This window comes from Clostridium transplantifaecale (assembly GCF_900626075.1).
In the GTDB taxonomy this organism is placed as follows: domain Bacteria; phylum Bacillota; class Clostridia; order Lachnospirales; family Lachnospiraceae; genus Otoolea; species Otoolea transplantifaecalis.
In genome coordinates, this window is sequence record NZ_UYZY01000007.1 from 25,343 (window position 1) to 48,901 (window position 23,559).

At 47.8% G+C, this 23,559-nt stretch carries 20 protein-coding genes and 1 pseudogene; 13 read left to right on the plus strand and 8 right to left on the minus strand.

Annotated elements, in window-relative coordinates; all coding sequences use genetic code 11:
- Nucleotides 1-192: 192 nt before the first annotated feature.
- Nucleotides 193-888 carry a response regulator transcription factor gene (locus tag EJL91_RS21260; protein WP_125143979.1) on the minus strand — a complete coding sequence of 232 codons (696 nt, stop codon included), beginning with the start codon at nt 886-888 and terminating at the stop codon, nt 193-195.
- Nucleotides 889-1,230: 342 nt separating this feature from the next.
- A complete protein-coding gene (locus EJL91_RS21265; protein ID WP_125143980.1) occupies nt 1,231-2,715 on the minus strand; it encodes a hypothetical protein in 1,485 nt (494 codons plus the stop codon).
- 184 nt (nt 2,716-2,899) lie between these two features.
- Here EJL91_RS21265 and EJL91_RS21275 point away from each other — a divergent pair, with 184 nt between their 5' ends.
- Complete coding sequence (locus EJL91_RS21275) at nt 2,900-4,204, plus strand: CitMHS family transporter (protein WP_125143981.1); 1,305 nt, start codon at nt 2,900-2,902, stop codon at nt 4,202-4,204.
- A 283-nt stretch (nt 4,205-4,487) separates the two neighbouring features.
- On the opposite strand, the gene EJL91_RS21280 is transcribed toward EJL91_RS21275, so the two are convergent.
- On the minus strand, nt 4,488-5,978 hold the full coding sequence (locus tag EJL91_RS21280) for a collagen-like domain-containing protein (protein ID WP_479723360.1): 1,491 nt from the start codon (nt 5,976-5,978) through the stop codon (nt 4,488-4,490).
- 551 nt (nt 5,979-6,529) lie between these two features.
- Between EJL91_RS21280 and EJL91_RS21285 the strand changes: the two genes are divergently transcribed.
- Both EJL91_RS21285 and EJL91_RS21290 read left to right on the plus strand, forming a co-directional pair.
- Nucleotides 6,530-7,168 carry a TetR/AcrR family transcriptional regulator gene (locus EJL91_RS21285; protein ID WP_125143982.1) on the plus strand — a complete coding sequence of 213 codons (639 nt, stop codon included), beginning with the start codon at nt 6,530-6,532 and terminating at the stop codon, nt 7,166-7,168.
- 17 nt (nt 7,169-7,185) lie between these two features.
- Nucleotides 7,186-7,761, plus strand: a complete 576-nt coding sequence (locus tag EJL91_RS21290) for a flavodoxin family protein (RefSeq protein WP_125143983.1) — start codon at nt 7,186-7,188, stop codon at nt 7,759-7,761.
- Nucleotides 7,762-7,780: 19 nt separating this feature from the next.
- Here EJL91_RS21290 and EJL91_RS21295 read toward each other — a convergent pair whose 3' ends face one another.
- Together EJL91_RS21295 and EJL91_RS25040 are read right to left on the minus strand one after the other, a co-directional pair.
- On the minus strand, nt 7,781-8,650 hold the full coding sequence (locus EJL91_RS21295; RefSeq protein ID WP_125143984.1) for an AraC family transcriptional regulator: 870 nt from the start codon (nt 8,648-8,650) through the stop codon (nt 7,781-7,783).
- Between the two features lie 244 nt (nt 8,651-8,894).
- Nucleotides 8,895-9,263, minus strand: coding sequence for a hypothetical protein (locus tag EJL91_RS25040; protein ID WP_243125512.1), 369 nt, complete (start codon nt 9,261-9,263; stop codon nt 8,895-8,897).
- Nucleotides 9,264-10,545: 1,282 nt separating this feature from the next.
- On the opposite strand from EJL91_RS25040, the gene EJL91_RS21305 reads away from it, so the two are divergent.
- From EJL91_RS21305 to EJL91_RS21315, 3 genes are all read left to right on the plus strand, one after another.
- Nucleotides 10,546-11,034, plus strand: a complete 489-nt coding sequence (locus EJL91_RS21305; protein WP_125143986.1) for a sigma-70 family RNA polymerase sigma factor — start codon at nt 10,546-10,548, stop codon at nt 11,032-11,034.
- Nucleotides 11,031-12,068 (plus strand): RsiV family protein, encoded by a 1,038-nt coding sequence (locus EJL91_RS21310; protein ID WP_125143987.1) that lies wholly within the window; start codon nt 11,031-11,033, stop codon nt 12,066-12,068. Before EJL91_RS21305 ends, EJL91_RS21310 begins: the two co-directional genes overlap by 4 nt.
- A 258-nt stretch (nt 12,069-12,326) precedes the next feature.
- A complete protein-coding gene (locus EJL91_RS21315) occupies nt 12,327-12,602 on the plus strand; it encodes a hypothetical protein (protein WP_125143988.1) in 276 nt (91 codons plus the stop codon).
- 85 nt (nt 12,603-12,687) lie between these two features.
- Here EJL91_RS21315 and EJL91_RS21320 read toward each other — a convergent pair whose 3' ends face one another.
- Nucleotides 12,688-13,716 (minus strand): 3-deoxy-7-phosphoheptulonate synthase, encoded by a 1,029-nt coding sequence (locus tag EJL91_RS21320; protein ID WP_125143989.1) that lies wholly within the window; start codon nt 13,714-13,716, stop codon nt 12,688-12,690.
- A 197-nt stretch (nt 13,717-13,913) separates the two neighbouring features.
- Here EJL91_RS21320 and EJL91_RS21325 point away from each other — a divergent pair, with 197 nt between their 5' ends.
- From EJL91_RS21325 to EJL91_RS21345, 4 genes are all read left to right on the plus strand, one after another.
- Nucleotides 13,914-14,555, plus strand: a complete 642-nt coding sequence (locus tag EJL91_RS21325; RefSeq protein WP_125143990.1) for a DUF4358 domain-containing protein — start codon at nt 13,914-13,916, stop codon at nt 14,553-14,555.
- Nucleotides 14,556-14,586: 31 nt separating this feature from the next.
- Nucleotides 14,587-15,993 (plus strand): MBOAT family O-acyltransferase, encoded by a 1,407-nt coding sequence (locus EJL91_RS21330; RefSeq protein ID WP_125143991.1) that lies wholly within the window; start codon nt 14,587-14,589, stop codon nt 15,991-15,993.
- 79 nt (nt 15,994-16,072) lie between these two features.
- Complete coding sequence (locus tag EJL91_RS21335) at nt 16,073-17,236, plus strand: DHHW family protein (RefSeq protein ID WP_125143992.1); 1,164 nt, start codon at nt 16,073-16,075, stop codon at nt 17,234-17,236.
- 744 nt (nt 17,237-17,980) lie between these two features.
- Nucleotides 17,981-18,658 carry a reverse transcriptase domain-containing protein gene (locus tag EJL91_RS21345; RefSeq protein WP_125143993.1) on the plus strand — a complete coding sequence of 226 codons (678 nt, stop codon included), beginning with the start codon at nt 17,981-17,983 and terminating at the stop codon, nt 18,656-18,658.
- A gap of 5 nt (nt 18,659-18,663) precedes the next feature.
- On the opposite strand, the pseudogene EJL91_RS25420 reads toward EJL91_RS21345, so the two are convergent.
- Nucleotides 18,664-18,792, minus strand: a pseudogene (locus EJL91_RS25420) (group II intron maturase-specific domain-containing protein); the annotation flags it as partial.
- 343 nt (nt 18,793-19,135) lie between these two features.
- Entirely contained in the window at nt 19,136-20,047 is a 912-nt protein-coding gene (locus EJL91_RS21365; protein WP_125143994.1) for a LysR family transcriptional regulator, read from the minus strand.
- 376 nt (nt 20,048-20,423) lie between these two features.
- Between EJL91_RS21365 and allB the strand changes: the two genes are divergently transcribed.
- The 3 genes from allB to EJL91_RS21375 all read left to right on the plus strand — a co-directional run bounded on the left by allB (nt 20,424) and on the right by EJL91_RS21375 (nt 23,541).
- The gene (gene allB / locus EJL91_RS21370; protein ID WP_125143995.1) at nt 20,424-21,815 is read left to right on the plus strand and encodes an allantoinase AllB; all 1,392 of its coding nucleotides are present in this window, start codon (nt 20,424-20,426) and stop codon (nt 21,813-21,815) included.
- Between the two features lie 63 nt (nt 21,816-21,878).
- Nucleotides 21,879-22,028: a hypothetical protein gene (locus EJL91_RS24715; protein WP_164516914.1), complete on the plus strand. Its 150-nt coding sequence runs from the start codon at nt 21,879-21,881 to the stop codon at nt 22,026-22,028.
- 37 nt (nt 22,029-22,065) lie between these two features.
- On the plus strand, nt 22,066-23,541 hold the full coding sequence (locus EJL91_RS21375) for a sodium:solute symporter family protein (protein ID WP_125143996.1): 1,476 nt from the start codon (nt 22,066-22,068) through the stop codon (nt 23,539-23,541).
- Nucleotides 23,542-23,559: the final 18 nt, after the last annotated feature.

Genomic DNA, 23,559 nt, shown 5'->3' on the forward strand with positions numbered 1-23,559 from the left:
CTTTCTTTTGCAGGAGTGGTTTGTGACAGATGATAGTACATATTTTTACTTATTTTATAAAAATTTTACCATATTAGTTCTATTCTATGGCATAAGTATCTTCTATGCAAGAATAAAATTAGCCGCTGCATATATAAAATAGAGGCAGCGGATGGAACAGACAGTTTTATTTATGGATAAGTCGGTGAGTTGCTATTTTTTAACTGAGAATTTATATCCGAGGCCCCAGACAGTTTTCAGATATCTGGGGTTTTTCGGATCATCCTCTATCTTGTTCCGGAGATGGCTTATGTAGACCATAATGGTATTTTTATCTACGATGGAACTGTTCCAGACCTGTTCGTAGAGCTGCTCTTTTGAAAAAACGCGGCCTGCATTACAGAGGAACAGTTTCATCAGAACATTTTCCCGGGAGGAGAGCGGAATACGGCGATCCTCCTTAAAAAGTTCCATTGACATGCTGTTATACCGGAATGGCCCGGCGGTGATAAAGTCCGGGACAGAGCGGGAAGCTTTCTGATCTCTTCTAATCAGGGCTTTCATCTTCGCACCCAACACGACAGGGTTAAACGGTTTGCCGATATAATCGTCGGCCCCGATATCCAGTCCGTACAGCGTATCAAAGTCTTCCGTTCGTCCGCTCAGGACAATGATGGGGATTTCATTACCCGCAGCCCTCAGACGGCGGATTACCTCAAACCCCTCATCGTTGCCGTTCATCATAATATCCAGAAGGATCAGGTTGACTTTGCTGTCGCGGCTCATGATTATTGCCTCATGGCCGTTTGAGGCGGTGACAGCGTCATAGCCGCAGTTTGAAGCCACTCTTGAAAGCAGCTTGCGTATCGCAGGTTCGTCATCTACAATCAATACGGTTCCGTCCGACATAAATTTCCACCTTTCCTTTTCTTACTTATTCTTATTATAAGAAAAATAGCAGAAACATCCCGTTAATTTTCCGCTAAGAGTGGCTAATCCGACTAAAATGTGAATGTTTTTTAAGACTTTTTCACGAGATATTAAGAAGCACGGAATAGAATGGCAGTAAAGAAAACAAAAGAAGCAAATAAATGATCTCTCGGAATCTTGAGTGATTATGCCAGCGAAGCTGGCAACAGAACATTGAAAAGTGATTATTATCCGATAAGAAATAAAAAATGGAAAAAAGAGTAGGAGAAATAGACATAACTGTCGCTATGCCTTGAGAAATCAGTTATAATAGGGAATGGATTATGCCGCTTGTAGAATCAACTTTCTTAGGGCAGATTCAAAAGGCAAATCCCATGCATCCAGATGTTGCAGCATCAGGATGTGGTAGAGGCGGCAGTACCACATCTTAGTTGAGCGGTGTCTGCCGTCTTCTAATTTAAAGTCTACTTTCTCACGCTTGTTCGAGCGTTCAGCAGAAGTTCTTGCGTTATACTCAAGTTTCCATTCTTGCGAGTCACGAGGCGGAATATTAAACAGCCTTGGATTATCTTTCATAGCCACATGTACGGTTCTTCCATATTTAGAACGGGAGCAGGGATGTTCACAGGAGCATCCATATTTCCTGCTGGCTAAAGGACATCTGAATTTTATACGGTGTTTGGAAGGCTCAGAACCATCATGATTCATACATCTGCCTTCTCTGCATACAGGAACCCCGTCTTTGCCAATGGTGAAGTCGTCCTTGTAAGGCAGTTTGATGCCCCGCTTTTCATTGAGATCAATAAAAGGTGTGATGTTTTCCTTCCTGAAATATTCATAGTAAGGCATTGCGTCATGAGCAGAATCCAGTAGAACCTTTGAGACATTGAAATGGGGAAGAAAGCTTTTCATTCTGAAATAGGTGTGCAGAAAACTGTGAGAATCATGCTTTGAAGCGGAGTTCAATAAAGGGAAGACAGGAAGATCGCTTTCCGAATCCGATGCGACAAGCATATATAAATCATAGCCATGATACCAGCAGTCTCTGGAGGAGTCCCAACCGATATCGCAGTCAGGCTGAGAAAAAAATCTGTCACAGTTACAATCGGTAATGCCGTTCGAAGCACAGTCACAGATGCGGTGTTTCCGCTCTCTGTGAGAAGTTACAACAGGAGTTCCATCCCCAGCTAAAGCCAGAGCTTTGGGATTGATAAGTCCCTTGGAAACAGACCTGTTTAGGAATTCATTCTGATAAAGAGAAAAAAGGGAAGCATAAGGCTGGTCTTTGATATCAAAAATGGTGTTTTCTAATTTGGGAAGTAATTGCGCCACTTTGATTTTCTCAACAGAATCTGCCTTGGCGCCTTTGGTTTTAGGCTTCTTAACTTTTGTCTTAAGAGGCTGGATATGAGGGGAAAGATGATTGTCATCAGAATCCCACAAACGGTCGAGGAAGTCATAAAAAGTGCCGACACCGGGAGTGTTCCCGAACTCAAATCCACTTAAGATGGCGTAAAGAGGATTGATTTTAAGCTGTGCGGCCCAGTCAGTCAGCGAAGAGACTTTGAAATCAAGGGATAACAGATAGGACCGCTGCATACAGGAGGGAGTTCTGGGTTTGGGACCATAAACAGAGTATTTATCCCGCATAAAACTATCCGTGAAAGAAAGGTCAAGGTTCCAAAACCGATCTATGATATCCCAAGTGGAGCGGGCAATAGAATCAGGATTCGGATAGTATATACGAAGATTTTCAAGAACAAAGTCTTGATAGGCGGAGTGACCGCCAGAGTTAACAGGTAACAAGAAAATCGCCTCCAATCGAAAAATATACTTTTAATCAAGGGCGCGGAGCGCCGCATTTTTCGATGAAGTTGTCAAGTGTTATGGCAAAAAAGTGGGGGATTTTAATAAAAAGTGAATCTGAAAGCCTTGAATTTAGTGGCTTAGAGATTCCGAGAGATTATATAAATAAAAGGAGGAGTATGTTATGTCTTTAGCTTTTCTGGGGTTAGCTATGATCGTTGTCTTTATGGCCTTAATCATGGCCAAAAAATTGAGTCCGTTCACGTCTTTAATACTGGTGCCGATTGTCTTCGGCCTGCTGGCGGGGTATGGATGGGATACGCTTAAGTATGCCATGGACGGAATTAAGAGCGTTGCGTCTACATTTGCAATGATGACATTTGCTATTCTGTATTTTGGGGTTATGCTTACTGCCGGCATGTTTGACCCGATGGTTGACCGGGTTGTCGCCTGGTGTAAGGGAGACCCGCTTAAGGTTCTGGTCGGAACGGCCGTTCTCGCCGCCTTCGTTTCTCTTGACGGCGACGGAACAACGACGGTAATGATTTGCTGTACCGCGATGATTCCGATTTACAACAGGCTGAAAATCAAAAAGATTTATCTCGCCAACCTGATTATTCTCCAGAACTGTATCATGAACCTGATTCCGTGGGGAGGCCCTACCGCCCGCGTTATGTCGGTCATGAACCTGGATGCGGGCGAGATTCTCGCCCCGCTTGTGCCGGGAATGGCTCTTTCGGCAATCTATGTAATCGGAGTTTCGTATTATCTGGGATTAAAAGAACGGAAAAGACTGGGAATTGCAAATATTACCAACTCGGTAAATACGGTGGAGATTTCCGGAGAAGAGCGCGAATGGAAACGTCCGAAACTAATCCTGTTTAACGTGATTTTGACGGCTGCTATTATTGCGTCCCTGATTATGGGACTCGCATCCTCGGCGATTCTCTTTGGCGTGGGAACTGCAATTGCGCTGGTGGTAAACTATCCTGTCCAGAAAACCCAGAGGAAGGTTATCAGTTCTCTGGCGCCCGACATGATCAGCGTTGTTATGATGGTTCTGGGAGCAGGAGTCCTGATGGGAGTTTTAAACGGACCGGAAGACGCAGGTATGTCCAATGCCATTGCGCAGCTCCTTGTATCAATAATTCCGGAATCACTGGGACGTTATTTTGCAGTTATTATCGCAGTAGTCAGCGCGCCCGGTACATATCTTCTTAATAATGACGCTTTTTATTACGGTGTATTACCGCCTCTGGCCGCTACCGCACAGGCATATGGTTTCACCGATCTCCAGATTGGCTTTGCAGCCCTGATGGGGCAGGCGTTCCATTTCCTGAGCCCGCTGGTGCCGTTTATTTATCTGCTGATGGATATGACGGAAATCTCATTGGCCGAGTACCAGGGATATATTTTCAAATGGTGTATTGGAATTTTTGTGATATTCATGGGGGCAGGTCTTCTGTTTGGATATCTGCCGATTTTATAAACAGTTGCACATTCTTTAATGTAAGTGCCATATTGCAGCCTGGCGACAGAACTGCAATATGGCATATTTTATTGATTGGCAATGAAAAGTCCGCGGGGCGTGCTTTCCGTTGTCTGATTGCGGTGGTGAAAGGACTTTTGTGTCTGCTTTCTATACTTTAACGGGGTAAAATGCGTGGCGTACGTTTTACCCGGGCAGTGCATGGTAATAAAAATTTCGGAGAGTGTTTTACATTATTGATTACGGTGAGCTTTGCGCGAAGCGTGCAGGTTATAATCCGGGATTACTGTTCATCTGCATAACAAAGATTTCCAAGTCTTATGACTGTAAGCGCAGTATCGAAGAAAGTAAATCCGGCGTTATCAACGATAACTTCCAGGTAGGCAGTCGGATTGTGAACCGGGAATGCTACATCGAAAGATATGGTGGCAACTTCATTTGTGGAAGTGATGGTGTGCCGTGCTGAGGCACCGGGGATCGGATAACCGTTGAGATAGAGCCGTACCAGTGCCGAAGCCGGAATTGGAGTACAGGAGTCAACCGCAATGGTGCTGTGGAAGAAGGCCTGATAGATGCCTGATTCCGTGATTTCCACTACAGAGCTGCCAGGCTGATGGTAGATTCCGCTTCCTGAAACAATGGGGGTGTCGGTAAATATAAGAGCGCCCTGCTCTGCCGGTGACTGGGAATTGGTATCGACTGCAGCCAGCATACTCGGGCAACAGCAGCAGCATCCTGTTGCGCCGCGTGGGATAACAAAATTGAAGATGGCATCCTGTTCCGTGCCGGAGTTGGTGACCTGTGCGTCTGTTCCAGGCTCACCTGTGGTTACAGTTCCGATAGTGATGGTAGCAGCGGCCCCAGTAGCGCCTGTAGCCCCGGTAGCGCCTGTGGCACCGGTAGCGCCTGTGGCCCCTGTAGCCCCTGTAGCGCCTGCGGCTCCTGTAGCCCCCGTAGCGCCTGCGGCTCCTGTAGCCCCTGTAGCGCCTGCGGCTCCTGTAGCCCCTGTAGCACCCATAGGTCCTGTAGGTCCGGTAGCACCGTTTAAGCCGTTTGCACCGGTAGCACCTCTGGCACCTGTAGCACCAGTCGATCCAGTCGCTCCAGTCGCCCCGACAGCGCCGTTCGCCCCGGTAGCGCCCGTAGCACCAGTCGATCCAGTAGGTCCTGCTGCGCCGTTCGCGCCGTTTGCACCCGTGGCACCGGTAGGTCCTGTAGCGCCGTTGGCACCGGTAGGTCCTGTTGGTCCTGTAACACCGTTAGCACCGGTAGGTCCTGTAGCGCCGTTCGCGCCGTTGGCACCCGTGGCGCCGGTAGGTCCTGCAGCACCGTTAGCACCGGTAGCGCCAGTAGCCCCGTTCGCCCCGGCAGCGCCAGTAGCCCCTGTAGCGCCAGTAGCACCAGTAGCGCCAGTAGCACCGTTGGCGCCGGCAGCACCGGTCGGTCCGGTCGGTCCCTGTGCGCCATTGGCACCATTTGCGCCAGTAGCACCGGTCGGTCCTGCGGGTCCCTGAGCACCGGTAGCGCCCATAGCGCCCGTAGCGCCAGTAGCCCCCGTAGCACCAGTAGCCCCGGCAGCGCCAGTAGCCCCGGCAGCGCCAGTAGCCCCGGCAGCGCCAGTAGCACCAGTTGGTCCGGTCGGTCCCATAGCGCCGTTCATACCGGCAGCACCAGTCGGCCCGGTCGGTCCCATAGCGCCGTTCATACCGTTAGCACCCGTAGCGCCGGTAGTGCCTGTGGCTCCCGTCACTCCCGGTAAACCGGTCGGTCCCATAAGTCCCCTTGGTCCTGTCGGTCCGACATAGCCCTGAGGTCCCATGGCGCCTGTCGGCCCTACCATACCCTGAGGTCCCTGGAATCCTCTTGGTCCTTGAGGTCCCTGAGGTCCCTGAGGCCCTCTCGGTCCCTGAGATCCTCTTGGCCCCTGAGGTCCTGGGCAGCCCCGCGGTCCCCTTGGCCCGGTTGGTCCTCGGCCGCAACAATTGCACCCGCAGCCGCCACAGCCGCATCTATAGTCAGCCGTGTCCGGTTCCGGACAGCGGCGTCCTTCAAATGAATCTCCGTCCGAATTATAATCGGAGCAGTTGGAATGATTCATTCCATTTGAATTATTTAAATACATAGTGTTATCTCCTTACTTTAAATTTTAGTCAGGAATAAGAAGCTCTCACTTGGATGGCTTTTTTTCTGTTCAATATACTATATGAAAATTGAACAAGTTTTGTGAGTGGCTGAATAAAAATGTCCGGCAGTTTTAAGATAAGGGTTGACAGGCACCAGTTGGATGGATAAAATTAAACTAACAGTTTAATTAATGGAGGGGCCATGGGACGAAGAAAAAAAGAACCGGGAAGTGTGCACCGCGAGGCAATTGCTTTAGCAGCTGAAGCGCTGTTTTCACGAAAAGGCATTGATGCGACGTCAATGGATGAGATTGCTGAGAAATCGGGGTACAGTAAGGCAACACTGTATGTGTATTTTAAAAATAAGGAAGAGATTGCAGGCATTCTTGCCCTTGAGAGTATGAAAAAACTGCATGGCTGCATCAGTTCTGCACTCAGAAAGGAGAAAAACACGCGGCGCAGATACGATTTAATATGCCGTGCGTTACAGGAGTATCAGGAAGAATTTCCACTCTATTTTAAAATGGTTTCAGATACGATTAATATTGATTTTGACGGTCGGGATTTTATGCCGGAAGAGCTGGAGACTTACCGCATCGGAGAGGTGCTGAATGAAGAGCTGAAAGAATTTATAAATGATGGAATCAGGGAGGGCGTGCTGAGGGAGGAATTGGAGGTTATGGCCACCATATTTTCTTTCTGGGGAATGCTCTCCGGCCTGATACAGACGGCGTCAAGTAAAGAGGCTTACATCAGCCGGGAACTTAAGCTTTCCAAACAGGAGTTTCTGGACTACGGCTACGACACGCTTTACCGCTCCATTTTGAAAACAGAATGTTGAGCAGAGAGGAGTTTCAGATGAACGACAGAAGAGTGCTGGCCATAGCGGGGAGTCCCCGCAGAAACGGGGTTACGGCGAAGATGCTGGAGTGCGCGGTAAATGCCGCCGAACGCAATGGCTGGAAAGTGGATAAGATAAATCTATATGAGAAACATATTGAATTTTGCCGCGGCTGCCGTTCCTGCCTTACTTCGGGAATGTGTATCCGGAACGATGATATCCGGGAGATAGCAGCTCTTCTGCGGGAGTGTGACACGGTCATTCTTGCGGCTCCCGTTTACTGGGCGAATGTCCCTGCCGCGGTAAAAAATATGTTTGACCGCCTTCTGGGCGTTGTGATGGAGGAGACCAGTACCTTTCCGAAGCCACGTCTGTCGGAACAGCAGAGGTATGTCCTCCTGACTGCATGCAACACCCCATTCCCATTTTCCGGGCTGTGCGGCCAGAGCAGCGGGGCGCTGCGTGCGATGAAGGAATTTTTCAAAACATCAGGAATGAAATGCGGCGCAAAATTTGTCTGTACAAATACTTCAGTGAGAAAAGAACCTTCGGACAGGGTTCTCCGCAAAATTGAGAAATATTGGGAGCGCTGAAATGTATGCTTCGGCTGCCTTATGCGATAGGTACCCAGTATTGTATTTCATTTTCACCGTGTTCGTCGGTATCCTCTCCATACCGGACAAAATCATAGGGGTTATTTTCACTGAACCGGCAGGTTGAATGGGGAAACCATTCCTGATAGATATACTCCGCAACCGGCTTCAGACTATCTTCATTTTTGCCTCTCCAGTAGAATACGGCATATCTGCCGGATGGCAGGTGAAAGACTTCCATTCCTCCGGGAAGGTGTTCGATGGAGGATACCTGCGCTCCCGCAATATATCTGAAGACGGGACTTTCATCGCCGTTTTCAAATTCCGAGTAATCGTTGACACCGATTAAAAAGGAAAGATCCGTTCTGTTTTTAATTCTGGATTTGTTTTTGTGCAGCTTGTGCCAGCATCTTCCAATGGTCTGAAATCCCTTTCCGGTGCAGGCGCTGTAGCCGATGAGAGTCAGCGCATCCAATTCTGCGATTTTGATTTCCCGTATCATATCACCTCTGATTTTTTTTCGGCTGGTGATATCATATTTCAGTTGAAGGGGGAGAAAATCGCCGTGTTTTCTATAATATTGGGGACTGCATTGATACATGGTTCTGAAGCTTCTGGAAAAAGAACGTTGTGCGTCATAACCGGCGCACAGTGCAATTTCCTGGATGGATAAATCGGTAGACAAAAGCATCTGTGCGGACTCCGTCATTCTGCGTCTTTTAATGTAATTATGGAGTGTAAGGCCGACGACAGAGGCAAACATTCTGTGTAAATGATACTTCGAATAGCCGATTTCCTTTGCAACAGATTCTAGATCCAGAGTGTCTTCCAGTAAATGCGCTTCAATATATTCAATCACCCGCGCCGTTTCCAGTAAATTGTTATCCATATCAAAATTCCTCCTGATTCCAGAATAGCAGATTATGGAGGAAAATACTTCACATATCTTGCTGAAAATTCAAAGCGTTTGAGCTGCTTCAGGCAGCGAAAAGAGGGTTTGTGAATTTGTCACTGCCGCGAATATTCCATTGTATCTATAAAGCCCGCCCCGGCTAGTAACCGGAGCGGACTTTTAAATTGTCTGTAATAAACCGTGAAAGAAAGGACAGGAGAGCAGAGAGGTTTACTGCTTTTTAAATAAGGGCGCTCACGGCGTTTGCCCCCGAAGCATCCCGGTTGAGCTTGACGATGGCTATTGTTGCGGTGCCCTCGCTGTTGGGGACGTTACTGTTAAATGTCAGTGTAAAAAACGTTTCCTGCAAAACTTCAATGATGATTGAGTTGGAACCGTAGGCGCTTGAATAGTTGGTTCCTGTTCTAAAATATATTCCGTATTCAATATGAGAACTTCCGTTGTAGGAAGGCGTAATCTGCATATAGCCGGGAGTTGCAAGAATCGAGGAAACATGGTACGAAATCAGATAATATCCCGGCGCAAGTGCAATACGGGTAAGATCCGTTAATACAATCTGACCGCTCGGATCTGCGGTAGAAGTTCCCATCTGTATTTGAGTGGCATTTATAAATTGCAGAGCAAAAGTAGCAAAGGACGCGAAAACATCTTCGGGAGCTGCGCCGGTAGCGCCAGTCGGTCCGGTAGCGCCAGTTGCGCCGGTAGCCCCGGTCGGTCCAGTAGCACCGTTGCTTCCAGCTGCGCCGGTAGCACCAGTTGACCCGGTCGGTCCAGTAGAGCCGTTGCTTCCAGCTGCGCCGGTAGCACCAGTTGACCCGGTCGGCCCAGTAGCACCGTTGCTACCAGCGGCCCCGGTAGCACCCGTCGGTCCAGTAGCACCGTTGCTTCCAGTCGCGCCAGTAGCACCCGTTGGCCCCGTTGGCCCAGTAGCACCGTTGTTTCCAGCTGCGCCAGTAGCACCCGTTGGCCCGGTCGGTCCAGTAGCACCGTTGTTTCCAGCGGCTCCGGTAGCACCCGTTGGCCCGGTCGGCCCAGTAGCACCGTTGTTTCCAGCGGTGCCAGTAGCACCCGTTGGCCCGGTCGGCCCAGTAGCACCGTTGCTACCAGTAGCACCCGTTGGTCCCGTTGGTCCAGTAGCACCGTTGTTTCCAGCGGCTCCGGTAGCACCCGTTGGCCCGGTCGGCCCAGTAGCACCGTTGTTTCCAGCGGTGCCAGTAGCACCCGTTGGCCCGGTCGGCCCAGTAGAGCCGTTGCTACCAGCGGCGCCAGTAGCACCCGTTGGCCCGGTCGGCCCAGTAGAGCCGTTGCTACCAGCTGCGCCAGTAGCACCCGTTGGCCCAGTAGGCCCAGTAGTACCCGTTGGCCCGGTCGGCCCAGTAGCACCGTTGCTTCCAGCGGCCCCGGTAGCACCCGTTGGCCCGGTCGGCCCAGTAGAGCCGTTGCTTCCAGCGGCTCCGGTAGCTCCGGTAGCCCCGGTGCTGCCCCTTGGAATTTCAAAATTGAGAACCGCTTTACAGGGAGTCCCTGAATTGGTGACTCTTGCGTTTGTTCCGGGTGCACCTGTCAAAGTTGTGCCTACGGCAACGGTAGGACAGCACTTCTGGCAGGGATAGCAAAGAGGGCAGTCAGAACAGGGGGGACATTTCGAACACTGAGGTGAACCCACGTGATTTTCAAAATTATTATTGTAATAGTCATTAATATGCATAAAAGATACCTGGTATAAATTAAAGTCTTATTGTAGAATATGAAAATATGGACAAAAAGTACCCCGAGCCTGACATTTCGGGAAATAACCATATAAAACCATAAAAAATTGAAACTTTTCTGCAATTCCGGCCGTCTAACGGTCAAGAAAGGAGAATAGAGAAGTGAGAAAAGAAACAATGCGGGATAAACTTGAAGAAGTAATTCTGGCTTCCTATGAATCTATGTACCGTATGGCATTTGTATATATGAAAAATGAAGCAGATGCACTGGATGTGGTACAGGACAGCGTAGTTAAAGCCATCAAAAATTCAGGACAGCTGAATGAAGAATCTTATATGAAGACCTGGCTGTTCAGAATCGTAATTAATACGGCTATCGACGAGCTTGAGAAGAGGAAAAAAGTACTTCCCCTGTTCTCGGAAAATGAAGATGCAAAAGAAGATAAATACTGTGATTTTGATACGATAAATTTGCTGGCACAACTGGATCAGACAGAAAAAACAATTATTTTGCTCCGATACTGTGAGGAGTGGAAGTTAGAGGAGATAGCCGTGTATATGGAGCTTAATCTGAACACCGTTAAGAGCATCCTGTACAGGAGCCTGAAGAAATTAAAAACAGAGTTGATGAAAGGAGAGGCAGTTTCATGAAAAAAGCGGGGAAAGACCAAAGAGAAATCACGGACAATGAAAACCAGGAACTGGAATCCCTGATGGCGGATCCACAATTAAATAACAGAATGGAGCAGATGGAGCACGAATATAAAGAAATCAAAGTCCCAACGGAACTGAAAGGAAGAGTGCTGCAGGCAATGCAGGAAGGCAGAGACGCCCTGAATGTAAAACAGGAGAAGGAGACAGACCGAGTGACGGGAAAGAAAGAAGTTTCAAAACAGGTTCAGGATAACGGGAAACAGGGCAGAAGGAGAACGGCCTCCCATTATTTCCTCAGAACCGCACAGACGGCGGCGGCAGCCCTTCTGGTGGTTACGGTTCTGGCAAATACCAGTGCCGAGACGGCATATGCAATGAGCCGTATCCCGGTGCTTGGCGCCATTACAAAAGTAGTTACATTCCGAACCTATGAGCAGCAGAATGAGAATTCGGAAGCGAAAGTCGAGGTGCCGAAGATCGAGGCCGGTGAAGGCTCCGGCATTACCGGCGCTGCCGAGCAGGTTAATAAGTCGGTGGAAGACTACACCAACCAGATTATCGCCCAGTTTGAAGAAGATGTAAAGAGGGACGGAGAAGAGGCCCATATAGGACTATATACCGAATATAAAGTGCTGGCAGACAACAACCGGTTCTTCACCCTGAAAATCCAGACTGATGAGATTATGGCCAGCGGATACCAGAGTGCAATCATCTATAACATAGACAAGAAAACAGACAAAATACTGGAACTGAAAGATATGTTTCCAGCGGGAACAGACTACGTAACCCTGTTGTCCGATGCAGCCAGGGACGTGATGCGAAAGAACATGCAGGAAGATGAAAATAAAACCTACTTCCTGGACGATGAGATGGGAAGTGATTTTGAAAAAATTAAAGAGAACCAGACTTTTTATATCAATGATGCGGGACGTATGGTGCTTGTTTTTAACGAATACGACGTGGCTCCCGGTTATATGGGACTTGTAGAAATTGAACTTCCCGAATCGGTATTTCACGCGGACGGATTATAAATAAATGGGAAATAAAGAAGAATAATCAGAACAGAAAGAAAATAGCCTGACGTGCAAAAACGCCAGGCTTTCCTTTTATCCACAGGAGAATCCTCCGGTGCTTGGCCGGGGGGAATTTTAAGAATATCGGCGGATATCTGTTAATAAATATTCATATTTTCATGTTTATAATATGGTATAATAAAACAGTTAAAAAGTAACCCAGATGTTAATTTACATCTGCGGGATTGCAGAATAGGAACCGGGGAGGTTTTTAACATGAGAGAGGCTGTAATAAGCATTATTAGTTTTTGTGTATTTTATTTTTCCAACTTTGTCTTTTTATCTGGGCTGGGGGCTTTGATGAAACCGGAAGGAGATCCCTTCATCAACTCCTACTTAAACCCTGTTTACAGTGGCATAGCAGCCCTAGCGGCCATTATTATTGTTTGTACCTGCATTGTTGTGAAAAAACTGAACGAGGTGCTGAAAGAACTCAAAAATGAGAGTAAGACAGTTGGGAACAAGACAGATGAGGGTAATACAGACGAATAACAAATTACAAAGCCCTGACGGTGCAGTACCGGCAGGGCTTTGTAATTCTACAGTTTCAGTTTTGAATATATACCAATCCGGTCTCTTACAGACTGTCGGCCATCTCATAGAGAAGACGCTCGGAATCATCCCAGCCCAGACATGGATCGGTGATGGATTTGCCGTAGCAGTGTTCGCCGACCTTCTGGCAGCCAGGTTCGATGTAGCTCTCAATCATAACGCCTTTGACGAAATTGCGGATATCGTCCGAATGGCGGCGGCTGTGGAGCACCTCTTTTACAATACGGATCTGCTCCTGATAGAGCTTATTGGAGTTGGAATGGTTGGCATCCACAATGCAGGCCGGATACTGTAAATCGCGTTCCATGTAAAGTTCAAGAAGCAGTTTTAAATCTTCATAATGATAGTTTGGCTGGCACTGACCGTGTTTGTTAACGGAACCTCTGAGAATGGTGTGGGTCAGAGGATTGCCTTTTGTCTTGACCTCCCAGCTTCGGTAGATAAACTCATGTCCATGCTGTGCGGCGTGAACCGCATTGAGCATGACGGACAGTCCGCCGCTGGTTGGGTTCTTCATGCCAACAGGCACGTCGATGCCGCTGGATACAAGGCGGTGCTGCTGGTTTTCAACAGAACGGGCGCCGACGGCTATGTAGGACATTACGTCATTTAAATAAGTAAGGTTTTCCGGATAGAGCATCTCATCTGCCGTTGAAAATCCCGTTTCCCCGATAACACGCATATGAAGCTTCCTGATGGCCAGCAGACCCTCAAAGAGATCAGGCTTCTTCTCCGGGTTCGGCTGGTGAAGCAGACCTTTGTAACCGTCGCCGGTGGTTCTCGGCTTATTGGTGTAAATTCTGGGAACCAGTATCAGTTTGTCTTTCACTTTGTCCTGTACTTTGGCAAGGCGGTTTACGTAATCACATACGGAATCCTCCCTGTCGGCCGAGCAGGGACCGATAATAACTAGAAATTTATCGCTCTTTCCTGTAAAAACATCACGGATCTCCGCGTCCTTTACAGCCTTGACTGCGGCCAGTTCGGGCGCCAGCGGAAACTGTTCCTTAATTTCATCCGGTGTCGGCAGTTTGCTGACATATTCAAATCCCATGGGTATCGTCCTCCTGTAAATCGTAAACTATTCGTAACTAAAATTCAATTGATATTTATATGTGCGTCCATTATAATATAGAAATTCCGATTCGGCAATAGCCCGAAGGCCATTAACAGGCAGGGAATGCATAAAAATGCGTGTTATCTTACATAAAGCAGGAGGCAGCATGAAAAACCAGACAAGGGAGACTTATTATGAAGAAAAGAACGATGATTTTTGCAGCAGCGGCGCTGGCGGCAGGCCTTACAGCCTGTGCACCGAAAACGGAGGCAACAGCACCGGAAACTACAATAGAGGAAACGCAGGAGACTGTTCCCGCGGAGAGCGAAGAGAATGATGAGACGGCATCCGGGGAAACCGGGACAGAGGCAAGCACAGAGATTTCAGATGAGCTTCTGGGTAAAGTCTATGCGGCGGTAAAGGAAGCCTATGGCGAGAAGTACGTACCCAGCATGATGTTTGACGAGACGATGATGGAAGGCACTTTCGGCATTACGAAGGACCAGTATGATTCCTATGTGGCGGAAGGCCCGATGATTTCTGCACATGTGGAGATGTTTATCGGCGTCAAGGCTAAAGAAGGAAAGGCGGCCGATGTGGCAAAGGCGCTTGAGGACTACAGGAAGAGCCAGCTCGACGGAGCGCTTCAGTATCCGATGAATATGCCTAAGATCGAGGCGTCTGAAGTAGTTACACACGGCGACTATGTATTCTTTATCATGCTTGGTTCACCTGAAATGGAAGCGGAAGAGCAGGGCGAGGAAGCAGCGCTTGAGTCTGCAAAAGAGAATAACCAAATCGCCGTTGACACGATTGCCGGATTTTTTGAATCATAGTACGCTAAATTAAATGTAAGGAGAGCTGGAAATGGTATTTTCAAGTCTTTTGTTTCTGTTCCGTTTCCTTCCTGTGGCGCTGCTTGTCTACTATGCAGCGCCCCGCAGGTACAGGAACGGGATACTGTTTGTAGCAAGCCTGATTTTTTATGGATGGGGGGAGCCGGTTTACATTCTGCTCCTCCTTTTTTCCACGGTTGTTGACTTTATTCATGGGAAGCTTGTTTACCGGTTAAAAGGCGGGGGGAATATCGTAGGAGCGAAGCTTGCCGTGGCGTCTTCGGTCGTAATCAATCTTTCGCTTCTCTGTATTTTCAAATATACGGATTTTCTGATTGGCGCATGGAACGCCGCAACGGGGGCAGGAGCGCCGCTTCTTAACCTGGCGCTGCCTATCGGCATTTCTTTTTACACCTTCCAGACCATGTCCTACACGATAGACGTGTACAGGGGAAAAGCCGGAGTCCAGACGAGTATCGTGGCCTTCGGCGCCTATGTGGCGATGTTTCCGCAGTTAATTGCCGGCCCGATCGTGCGCTACAGCACAATCGCTAAGGAACTGACGGAGAGGAAGGAGACGCTTGCCTGCTTTTCGGAGGGTATTGTCCTGTTTGCCGCGGGGCTGGGGAAGAAAGTGCTGTTTGCAAACCAGCTGGGACAGATCTGGGATGAGATTATTCATATTGCGCCCGATGAAAGAAGCGTCCTGATGGTGTGGATTGGCGTCTTTGCATTCGGAATGCAGATTTACTTTGATTTTTCCGGTTACTCCGATATGGCCATGGGACTGGGCCGGATGTTCGGGTTCCATTTTCCGGAGAATTTCCACTATCCGTATGAATCGAAGAGCATTACTGAGTTCTGGCGCCGCTGGCATATCTCGCTGGGGACCTGGTTTAAGGAGTACGTCTATTTTCCGCTCGGTGGAAGCCGGTGCGGACGGGTGCTTCAGTTTCGGAACATCCTGATCGTCTGGCTGCTCACGGGAATCTGGCATGGAGCCGGGTGGAACTTTCTGCTTTGGGGGCTTTATTTTGCCGTTCTTTTGCTGGCGGAGAAATTTTTCCTGCACAGCCTGCTGGAAAAATGCCCGTCCTTTATCAGATGGTTTTACGCGATGCTTGCAGTCTACATGGGCTGGGTGCTCTTTGCCTTCGATGATATGGGACAGGGAATTTTATACTTCAGGCAGCTTTTTGGAACGGCCGGAATCAGCGCGGTCAATACGAGAACCTTTTATCTCTTTTTTACAAACCTGCTTCTGATGGCTGCTGCGGCAATCGGAGCCACCTCCCTGCCCGCGTCCTTCTGCAGGGAACATCTGCAGGAGAAAACGCTTTTTATCCTGGAACCGCTCTTTGTCTGCGCCGTGCTTCTGCTGTCGACGGCTTATCTGGTGAACGCGGGATATAACCCGTTCCTGTATTTCAGATTTTAGAAACAGTGGAAAGCAGAACAGTAAAAGGAAAAACTGTAACATCGGTAAAGAGGACACAGACGGGAGGCGGTGAGGCATTTTGAAACGAAAAGTGATTACGACAGCGGCATTTTTAATTCCGCTCACATGTTTATCGGTTCTGAGCGCGGTGCTGCCCGCAAAGACCTTTTCAGAAGAGGAGAACCGGTATCTGGCGGGAAAACCGACATTTACGCCCGAATCCTTTATGGACGGAAGCTTTGGAAAAAATTATGAGACGTGGCTGTCCGACCAGTTCCCGTTCAGGGGAACGTTTGTGGCGGCTAAAACTAACGCGGAGCGGCTGATTCTAAGGGAAGACGTGAACGGAGTTTATTTTGGAAAAGATCATTATTATATAGAAAAAACAGATACAGAGGATTTAATGACGGAGCAGCTTTTTAAGAATCTGGATTATCTGGCATCTGCGGCGGCCGGGTTTACCGCCATGGCCGGGAAGGAGCATGTGAAAATCATGCTGGTTCCGTCCGCATCCCAGGTTCTGACCGGGAAACTTCCGCCCTTTGCGGCTCCTGCCGATCAGGCCGCGGTGACAAAGCTGGCCCGGGAAAAAATCAGAGAAATGACAGGAGAGGATAACATTCTCCTGGATGTTGAAGGAATACTCAAAAAAGCAGGAGACGAACCGGTCTATTACAGGACGGATCATCACTGGACGACACTCGGCGCCTATTATGCCTACCGGCTGTACGGGCAGGCGGCCGGGTTTAAACCGTGGGAGCCGGAAGAGTTTGCGGAAACGGTAGTGTCCTCTGATTTCCTGGGAACCATCCAGTCAAAGCTGGGTATTGAGCTGGTTCCGGACGATATCACACTGTTCCTCCCGGCAGCCCCTGTAAAATATAAAGTATTCTATGATGGACTTCCGGAGGCGCATGATTCGCTTTATAATGAAAAGGCGCTGGAGAAAAAAGATCAGTATTCCGTTTTTCTGGACGGAAACCACGGATGGACGAAAATTTTAAATGAAAAAGCAGGGGAGGAGGCAAAGGGAAAGAAACTTTTGATTATAAAAGATTCCTATGCCCACTCATTTGCCCCCTTTGTCATCAATCATTTTGAGGAAGTTCATATGATAGATCTCAGATATTTTAATATGAAACCGTCGGATTTTGCGAAGAGTCAGGAAATTACCGACATTCTTGTGCTTTATCAGATACCAGGATTTGCAAAAGACGGGAATCTCTTCAAGATAGTGCGCTAAAACTTGACGGATCGCCATTTTCATACTAAAATAGACTATATCAAAAAAAATAATTTTTTTTGGTATACGTGCAATAAAATGCGCATGTGGTGCATTAACTTATTGAACGGATGAAAATCATTTCTGTTCGGGAGACCAAAACGGATGAAGAACAAACCAAATATCAAGTTACTCGAAATTCCTTGATGCATTACACTCCGTTACGATTCCGCGAAGGCAGTACCCCACAGAAAATCATTTCAGCAGCAGGTTGACGACAACCAGGGCCTGCAGCTGAGTAAAAAAGAACCGGACTGAAAATTTCAGTACCGGTCTTTTTTATTGTGCGCCTGGCGGCGCACGTTACTAACGGGTGAAAGTCCCCAATCCGCCCTAGTAGTGGGAAGGATACAGCCAAGACCAAGGATGTCCTATTCGTGGTACAGACTACGATTAACGCGAGGGGAATCTGAAGGAAGGCGGAGGCAAATCTCTGGTCTGACGAACAGAAATCACATCAGGTTACAGTTAAGGATAAGGCTGCAATACAAGTCAAAGTCCAATAACTACTCGGAATTAACTGTAATAAATGTGGCAGATATATGGAGAGAAAGTGACGTGTGGTACCCAGGGAGGCCTCGTCAGCGAGTGGAAACAGAGTAAGAAACTCGTGAGTAACAACGAATGGCGAGAAGTCAGCAGAGGCCATAGTAAACCGATGGCTTAAGACATCGGCGAAGGGCTGAACTTTAGGAGATACAAGCAATGAAAGTAACTGAAAGTAGATTTAAGGACAGACAACTTCATATTGAGGACTATCTGCAAATGGTATCTGCGGAACAGAAAGAGTATGCAGAAGTGTTCGACTACGGGAAGATTACTGAAAAGAGCGGTATCATCACAGACTATTGGACGAACAATCTTTTGGATTTGATTTTGCGAAAAGATAATCTAAACAGGGCTTACAAGAAAGTGAAATCAAATAAGGGAGCAGGTGGAACGGACGGAATGCAGGTGGATGAACTTCTGCCCTATCTAAAGGAAAACCAAGACACTCTAATCCAAGAGATAAGGGATGGTAAATATAAGCCAAACCCGGTTCGCAGGGTAGAAATACCCAAAGAGACAAAAGGCGAGTTCAGGAAACTGGGAGTTCCAACTGTGGTTGACAGAGTGATTCAACAGGCAATCACGCAGGAACTCTTCCCGATATATGAGGAGCAGTTTTCAGAAAACAGCTTAGGTTTTCGGCCAAAAAGAGGTGCACATGATGCGCTGAAACGGTGCCAAAAGAATGTAAACGAAGGCTATGTATATGTGGTGGACATGGACTTGGAAAAGTTCTTTGATACCGTATGCCAGAGTAAGCTGATCGAGGTGCTGGGAAGTGCCCACTCATCTATGCCTCTGAGAAGACCTTTCATGTCTGCCAGTTTGAAGTAATTTACCCATCCCCGCACAAACTCTTGATACTTCTCTTCCCTGACTTGGTTGCTCATTCCATTATTTCGGTCTGTCAGCTTTCGTATTTTTTCCTTCATCTTTTGGATTGATTTCGGATGTACCCTTCTAAGCATTCGGTATCTTGTCTTGATTTTCTTCCACTGTTTCCAGTAGACCGCTCTGATTCTCCGCCGCTTAAAATTAGAGCATTGGAAAGCAAAGGAACTAGCGAATAGTCGAAAAGGATATTGGAGAATGGCGAAAATCCTGAACCAAATATTCTCAAATAAAATAATAGCCAAGCTGGGATATACATCTATGCTTGACTATTATCTAATAATTTGTGAAAACTAAGGAACCGCCTTGGTACCGAACGGTATGCCAGGTGGTGTGAGAGGTCGGCTAGTCACTTGATGGCTAGCCTCCTACTCGATTGAATACAATTCTCATTTTTATGGCCTTTTGCTGCGGAGCGCGTTATTCTCCATCTTCCGCGGGCACACGTACATAGTCCAGAGTAGCTACATAGCGCTTGGTTTCCTCAATGAACATGCGGATTGCATTCACTCCGGACGGATTGACGTCTCGCTGGGTGACCACATAGATGGTGCGTCGGGGAAGTTCAGGGATGGGGGTGGAGAGCGTGATGTTCCCATCCCGATTGAGCATTTTAGCCACGCACAGCGGTACTACGGCCCAGGCGCGCTCTGCCTGAAGAAAAAATTCGATCAGAGTAGGTGTATCCACATTGACTTTTGATTTTTCTACGGGACTCCAGTTCTGGCTGTGCCAGATTTCATATTCTACGCCCAAGTCCAGATAAGCCTCATCCTCCACGGACAACTCTGAGGCATCCAGTACATCTGGATAGGAAGAATAACGGCGGTCGCTGATGAGAACCAGGGGCTCATAGAAAATCGGAGTCGTGTTCAGATTTTTTGAGGGAAATGGCCGTGACACAAATCCAATATCCAAAAGATAATTGTCCAGGAGATTGTAAATTGTGTTATTCCAGTGTGTACTGATAGTGAGCCTGAGATGGCTATTGCTCGAAAAACGACGATAAAGTCCGGTGAACAGGTAGGAATTGATACTGTGGGGAGCCGATACCTTTAAATCGTATTTGGAGACATTGTCCTTCCAGGTTTTAATATCCTTTTCCACAGCCAGATATCTGCTGGCCAGAGTGATAAATTCTGTTCCTTTGGGGGTGAGGGTTACGCCCTTAATGCCCGGTCTGCGCAGGATCAGCTGTCCTCCGACTTCCGCCTCCAGACTGTTCAGACGGCTGCTGACAGTAGACTGGGATACAAAGAGCTTGTCCGCCGCTTTGGACAAATTCCGTGTTTCCGTGATTGCCATAAATGCCTCTATCTCCAGTAAATTCAACGAAGTTCTCCTTTCCATTCCAGTAAATACAATCCAGATCAGTTTATTAACAATAGAAGGTTTGCACAGCATGTTTTCTTCTGTTTCAAATATCGGAAAAGCCGATAATTCCTAACCAACATTGCTATTTTACACGGTCTGATCCCCATGTTACAATTGCTTCATAAATAACTGATTGTAATCATGTTATCAGAAACTATTCCTCCTTGCAAGGATGAAAAAAGATTTTCGCCCGGCCATGGCGCAGATCAAAGTCAGGTAAATAAAGAATTCATAATAACAGAAACAGGGTGACAGACAGCCGAAGTGGAGATTGAATTATGGGAGAAGAGATGAGACAGTCGGAAAATTCGGTAAAATAAATAGGAGGAATCGTATGAACCAGGCAGACTTAGTAATTAGAAATGCAAAAATCTATACAAATGGAACTTTTTTTGAGGGAGCAGTCGCAGTGAAGGATGGAACCATCACTAATGTTTGTTTAAACGGGGATGCGCCAGAGGCAGTCAAGACCATTGACGCAAAGGGACGTTTCCTGCTTCCGGGGATGATTGAATCCCATATGCATATCAGAGAACCGGGAAGGCCAGACAGAGGAACTTTCTTTACGGAGACGAAAGCCGCGGCCGCCGGAGGCGTGACGACCATACTGGAACATCCAATTGCAAAACCACCGCAGTATTCTAAAGAAATCTTACAGAACCGAATCAATGATGCGCAGGATAAATGCGTGGTGGATTTTGCTTTTTTCGCGGCTGCGGGCTCTAAGCATCCGGACAAGATTAGGGAGATGGGCGAGACCGGCATCGTGGCGTTTAAAACCTTTCTTCACGAAGCGCCGGAGGGACGCGACGAGGAGTTCGAGGGACTTACCATGGCGAATGACGGCGAGATGTATTTTGGTTTCCGTGAGGTGGCGAAGACGGGAAAACTCTGTGCAGTCCATGCTGAGAACAACGATGTTATTTCTAAGCTAATCAAGGAATTCCGGAAAGAGGGGAAAGTTTCTCCCATCTATCATTGCCTGTCACGCCCGAAGTTCGCGGAGTACGAGACAGTGAGCAAGCTGCTTATGATTGCAAAAGACTGTAAAGTGAAATTGATTTTCTGTCATATGTCCACCCCGGAATCGATGGAACTGATTAAGAAGGCGAAGCAGGAGGGACTGGAAGTCTATATGGAAACCTGCCCCCAGTATTTGTTCCTGACAGAAGACGATGTGGTAAATCACGGAGCTTATGCGAAATGTAATCCGCCGCTGAGAAAGAGAGAGGATGTGGAAGCACTCTGGAATTATGTCAATGACGGTTCGGTAGATTTCATCGGAAGTGATCATGCAACCTATACAGTAGCAGAAAAGGAAAGCGGAAAGGATGACATTTTCAAAGCACCGTCCGGATTCCTGGGAGTGGATCTGAGGCTGCCCCTGATGCTGAACGCGGTCAATCAGAATCGCTTATCTTTTGAGCGTGCGATAGATCTTTTAAGCACCAATGTGGCAAAATCCTTTGGCCTTTATCCGAGAAAAGGTGTGATTAACGCGGGCGCGGATGCAGATTTTGTGCTGGTGGATATGGACGGAACCTTTGTTGTGGATAAGGAGAAGAATTATTCCCAGTCGAAGAATATTGCAAGGGTTTACGATGGATGGGAGCTTAAAGGAAAGCCGGTGATGACTGTTGTCAGAGGCCGCATCGTGATGGAAGACGGGATTGTAGATGAGGAGAGCATGGGCTGGGGCCGCCTGATTGAGACGTATCATAAATGATTCTTTGATTAAAGCTGCAAATGCAGAATTACTTATTTAAAATACAAATGGGGAGGAAAATAAATGATTCCTGATTTTATACCGACAGAGTTACAAGTGTTTTGGCTGTTTTTTGCATTTTTGAGCCTGCTGCCCATGATACTGGCGGTTTGGACCCAGAAAACGGATGAGAAGAACGGTGTAGGGAAGGTTAAAAAAGAGGAGAAAAGATAACATAAATACTTTGCAGGAAGGCGGGAGGAAGGTAGTTATGATCTATATTATTGTATTGCTGCTGTATCTTTTAGCATTGATCGTTGTGGGGAAAATTGCATCGCGGGGCGTGAAAAACAGTGATGATTGGGCAGTGGCGGGCAGGAGCCTTGGCATTTGTTCCAGTGCGGCGTCCTATTTTACTACGGTGCTGAGCGCGGTCTCATTTATAGGATATATGGGATATTATTATCAATTTGGATGGGGCGGCTGGTGGAACTGGGCCGGAACTCTGATCTGCACAATTTTATTTGCGGGCTTTTTTGCTGCCCGGTTAAGACGTTTTGGAGGCGTGACAATCTCAGATTTCCTGGATAGGAGGTTTGGCCGTATCCATGGCGCTCTGGCGGCTGTGCTGATTTTGTTTTCAACCATCCTGTTTACGATGGCGCAGCTGGTGGCGTCGGCTTCCATTATTAAAATTATCACAGGGATCCCTGAATATATGTCGGTCATCATCGTGGGAGTCGTATTTCTGGCATTTACCGTGACCGGCGGTATGAAATCGGTGGCATGGACCAGCGTTCTCACCTCGGTGCTGATTCTTTTCGGCGCGTATGCGCTGATGTTCGCCATCCTGGGAAAAACTGGGGGATTCTGGGCTCTTCATGAGCAGGTATACGCTGTGGATCCGTCTTTACTGGACCCGTTTGCCGGAGGCAGCATCGGAGTGGGGCTGGCGCTCTCCTGGTGCGTTACCTGGGGAATCGGAAATTTTGGATTGCCGCAGCTGATTACAAAGTTTAACTCCTGTAAGGATGAAAAGACAGCGCGTTACAGCCAGGGCGTTTCAGGCATCCTCTTTGTGCTCTTTTATCTGCCTCTGATGATTATTGGTCTGGGTATGCGCATTTTGCAGCCGGGAATTGTGAAGACGGACACGGTGGCTTCCATCGCCATGGTAGAGATGGTAAGTCCGGTGATAGGAGGAATTGTTCTGGCCGCTATCTTGGGGGCCGCTATCTCGACGGCGGCTTCAGTGCTTCTTCAGTCAGGAACCACGGCCACCCGGGATTTGTATCAGAAGTTTATTAATCCGGAGGCGGACAGCAAAAAAGTGCTCATGATTTCAAAGACCACGACACTGACAGTGGGAATTATCTCCATTGTATTGTCCCTGTTTAACTCTTCGACCGTTCTGATGATTCAGTCTAACATGGTAGGGGTTCTTGGCTCTATGCTGGCCATGACGATCATACTTGGCTTTACCTGGAAACGTTCCAATTCCCAGGGGGGACTGGTTGGAATGATAGTGGGGATCGTAACCGCGATTCTATGGTACCTTCTGGGACAACCCTTCGGCTGGATGCCGATTCTGCCCGCAATTTTTACTTCCACTGCTGCCAATGTGGTGGTGAGTCTCCTTACGCCTGCGCCACCGGCTGATGTAGTGGAAGAGTTTTTTGGAAAACAGAAAGTGAAAGATACAGCAGGCGCAGAAGTAAGGGCAGAAAAGGTGAGAATGGAAGGTTAGAATTGCTATTTAGAAGGA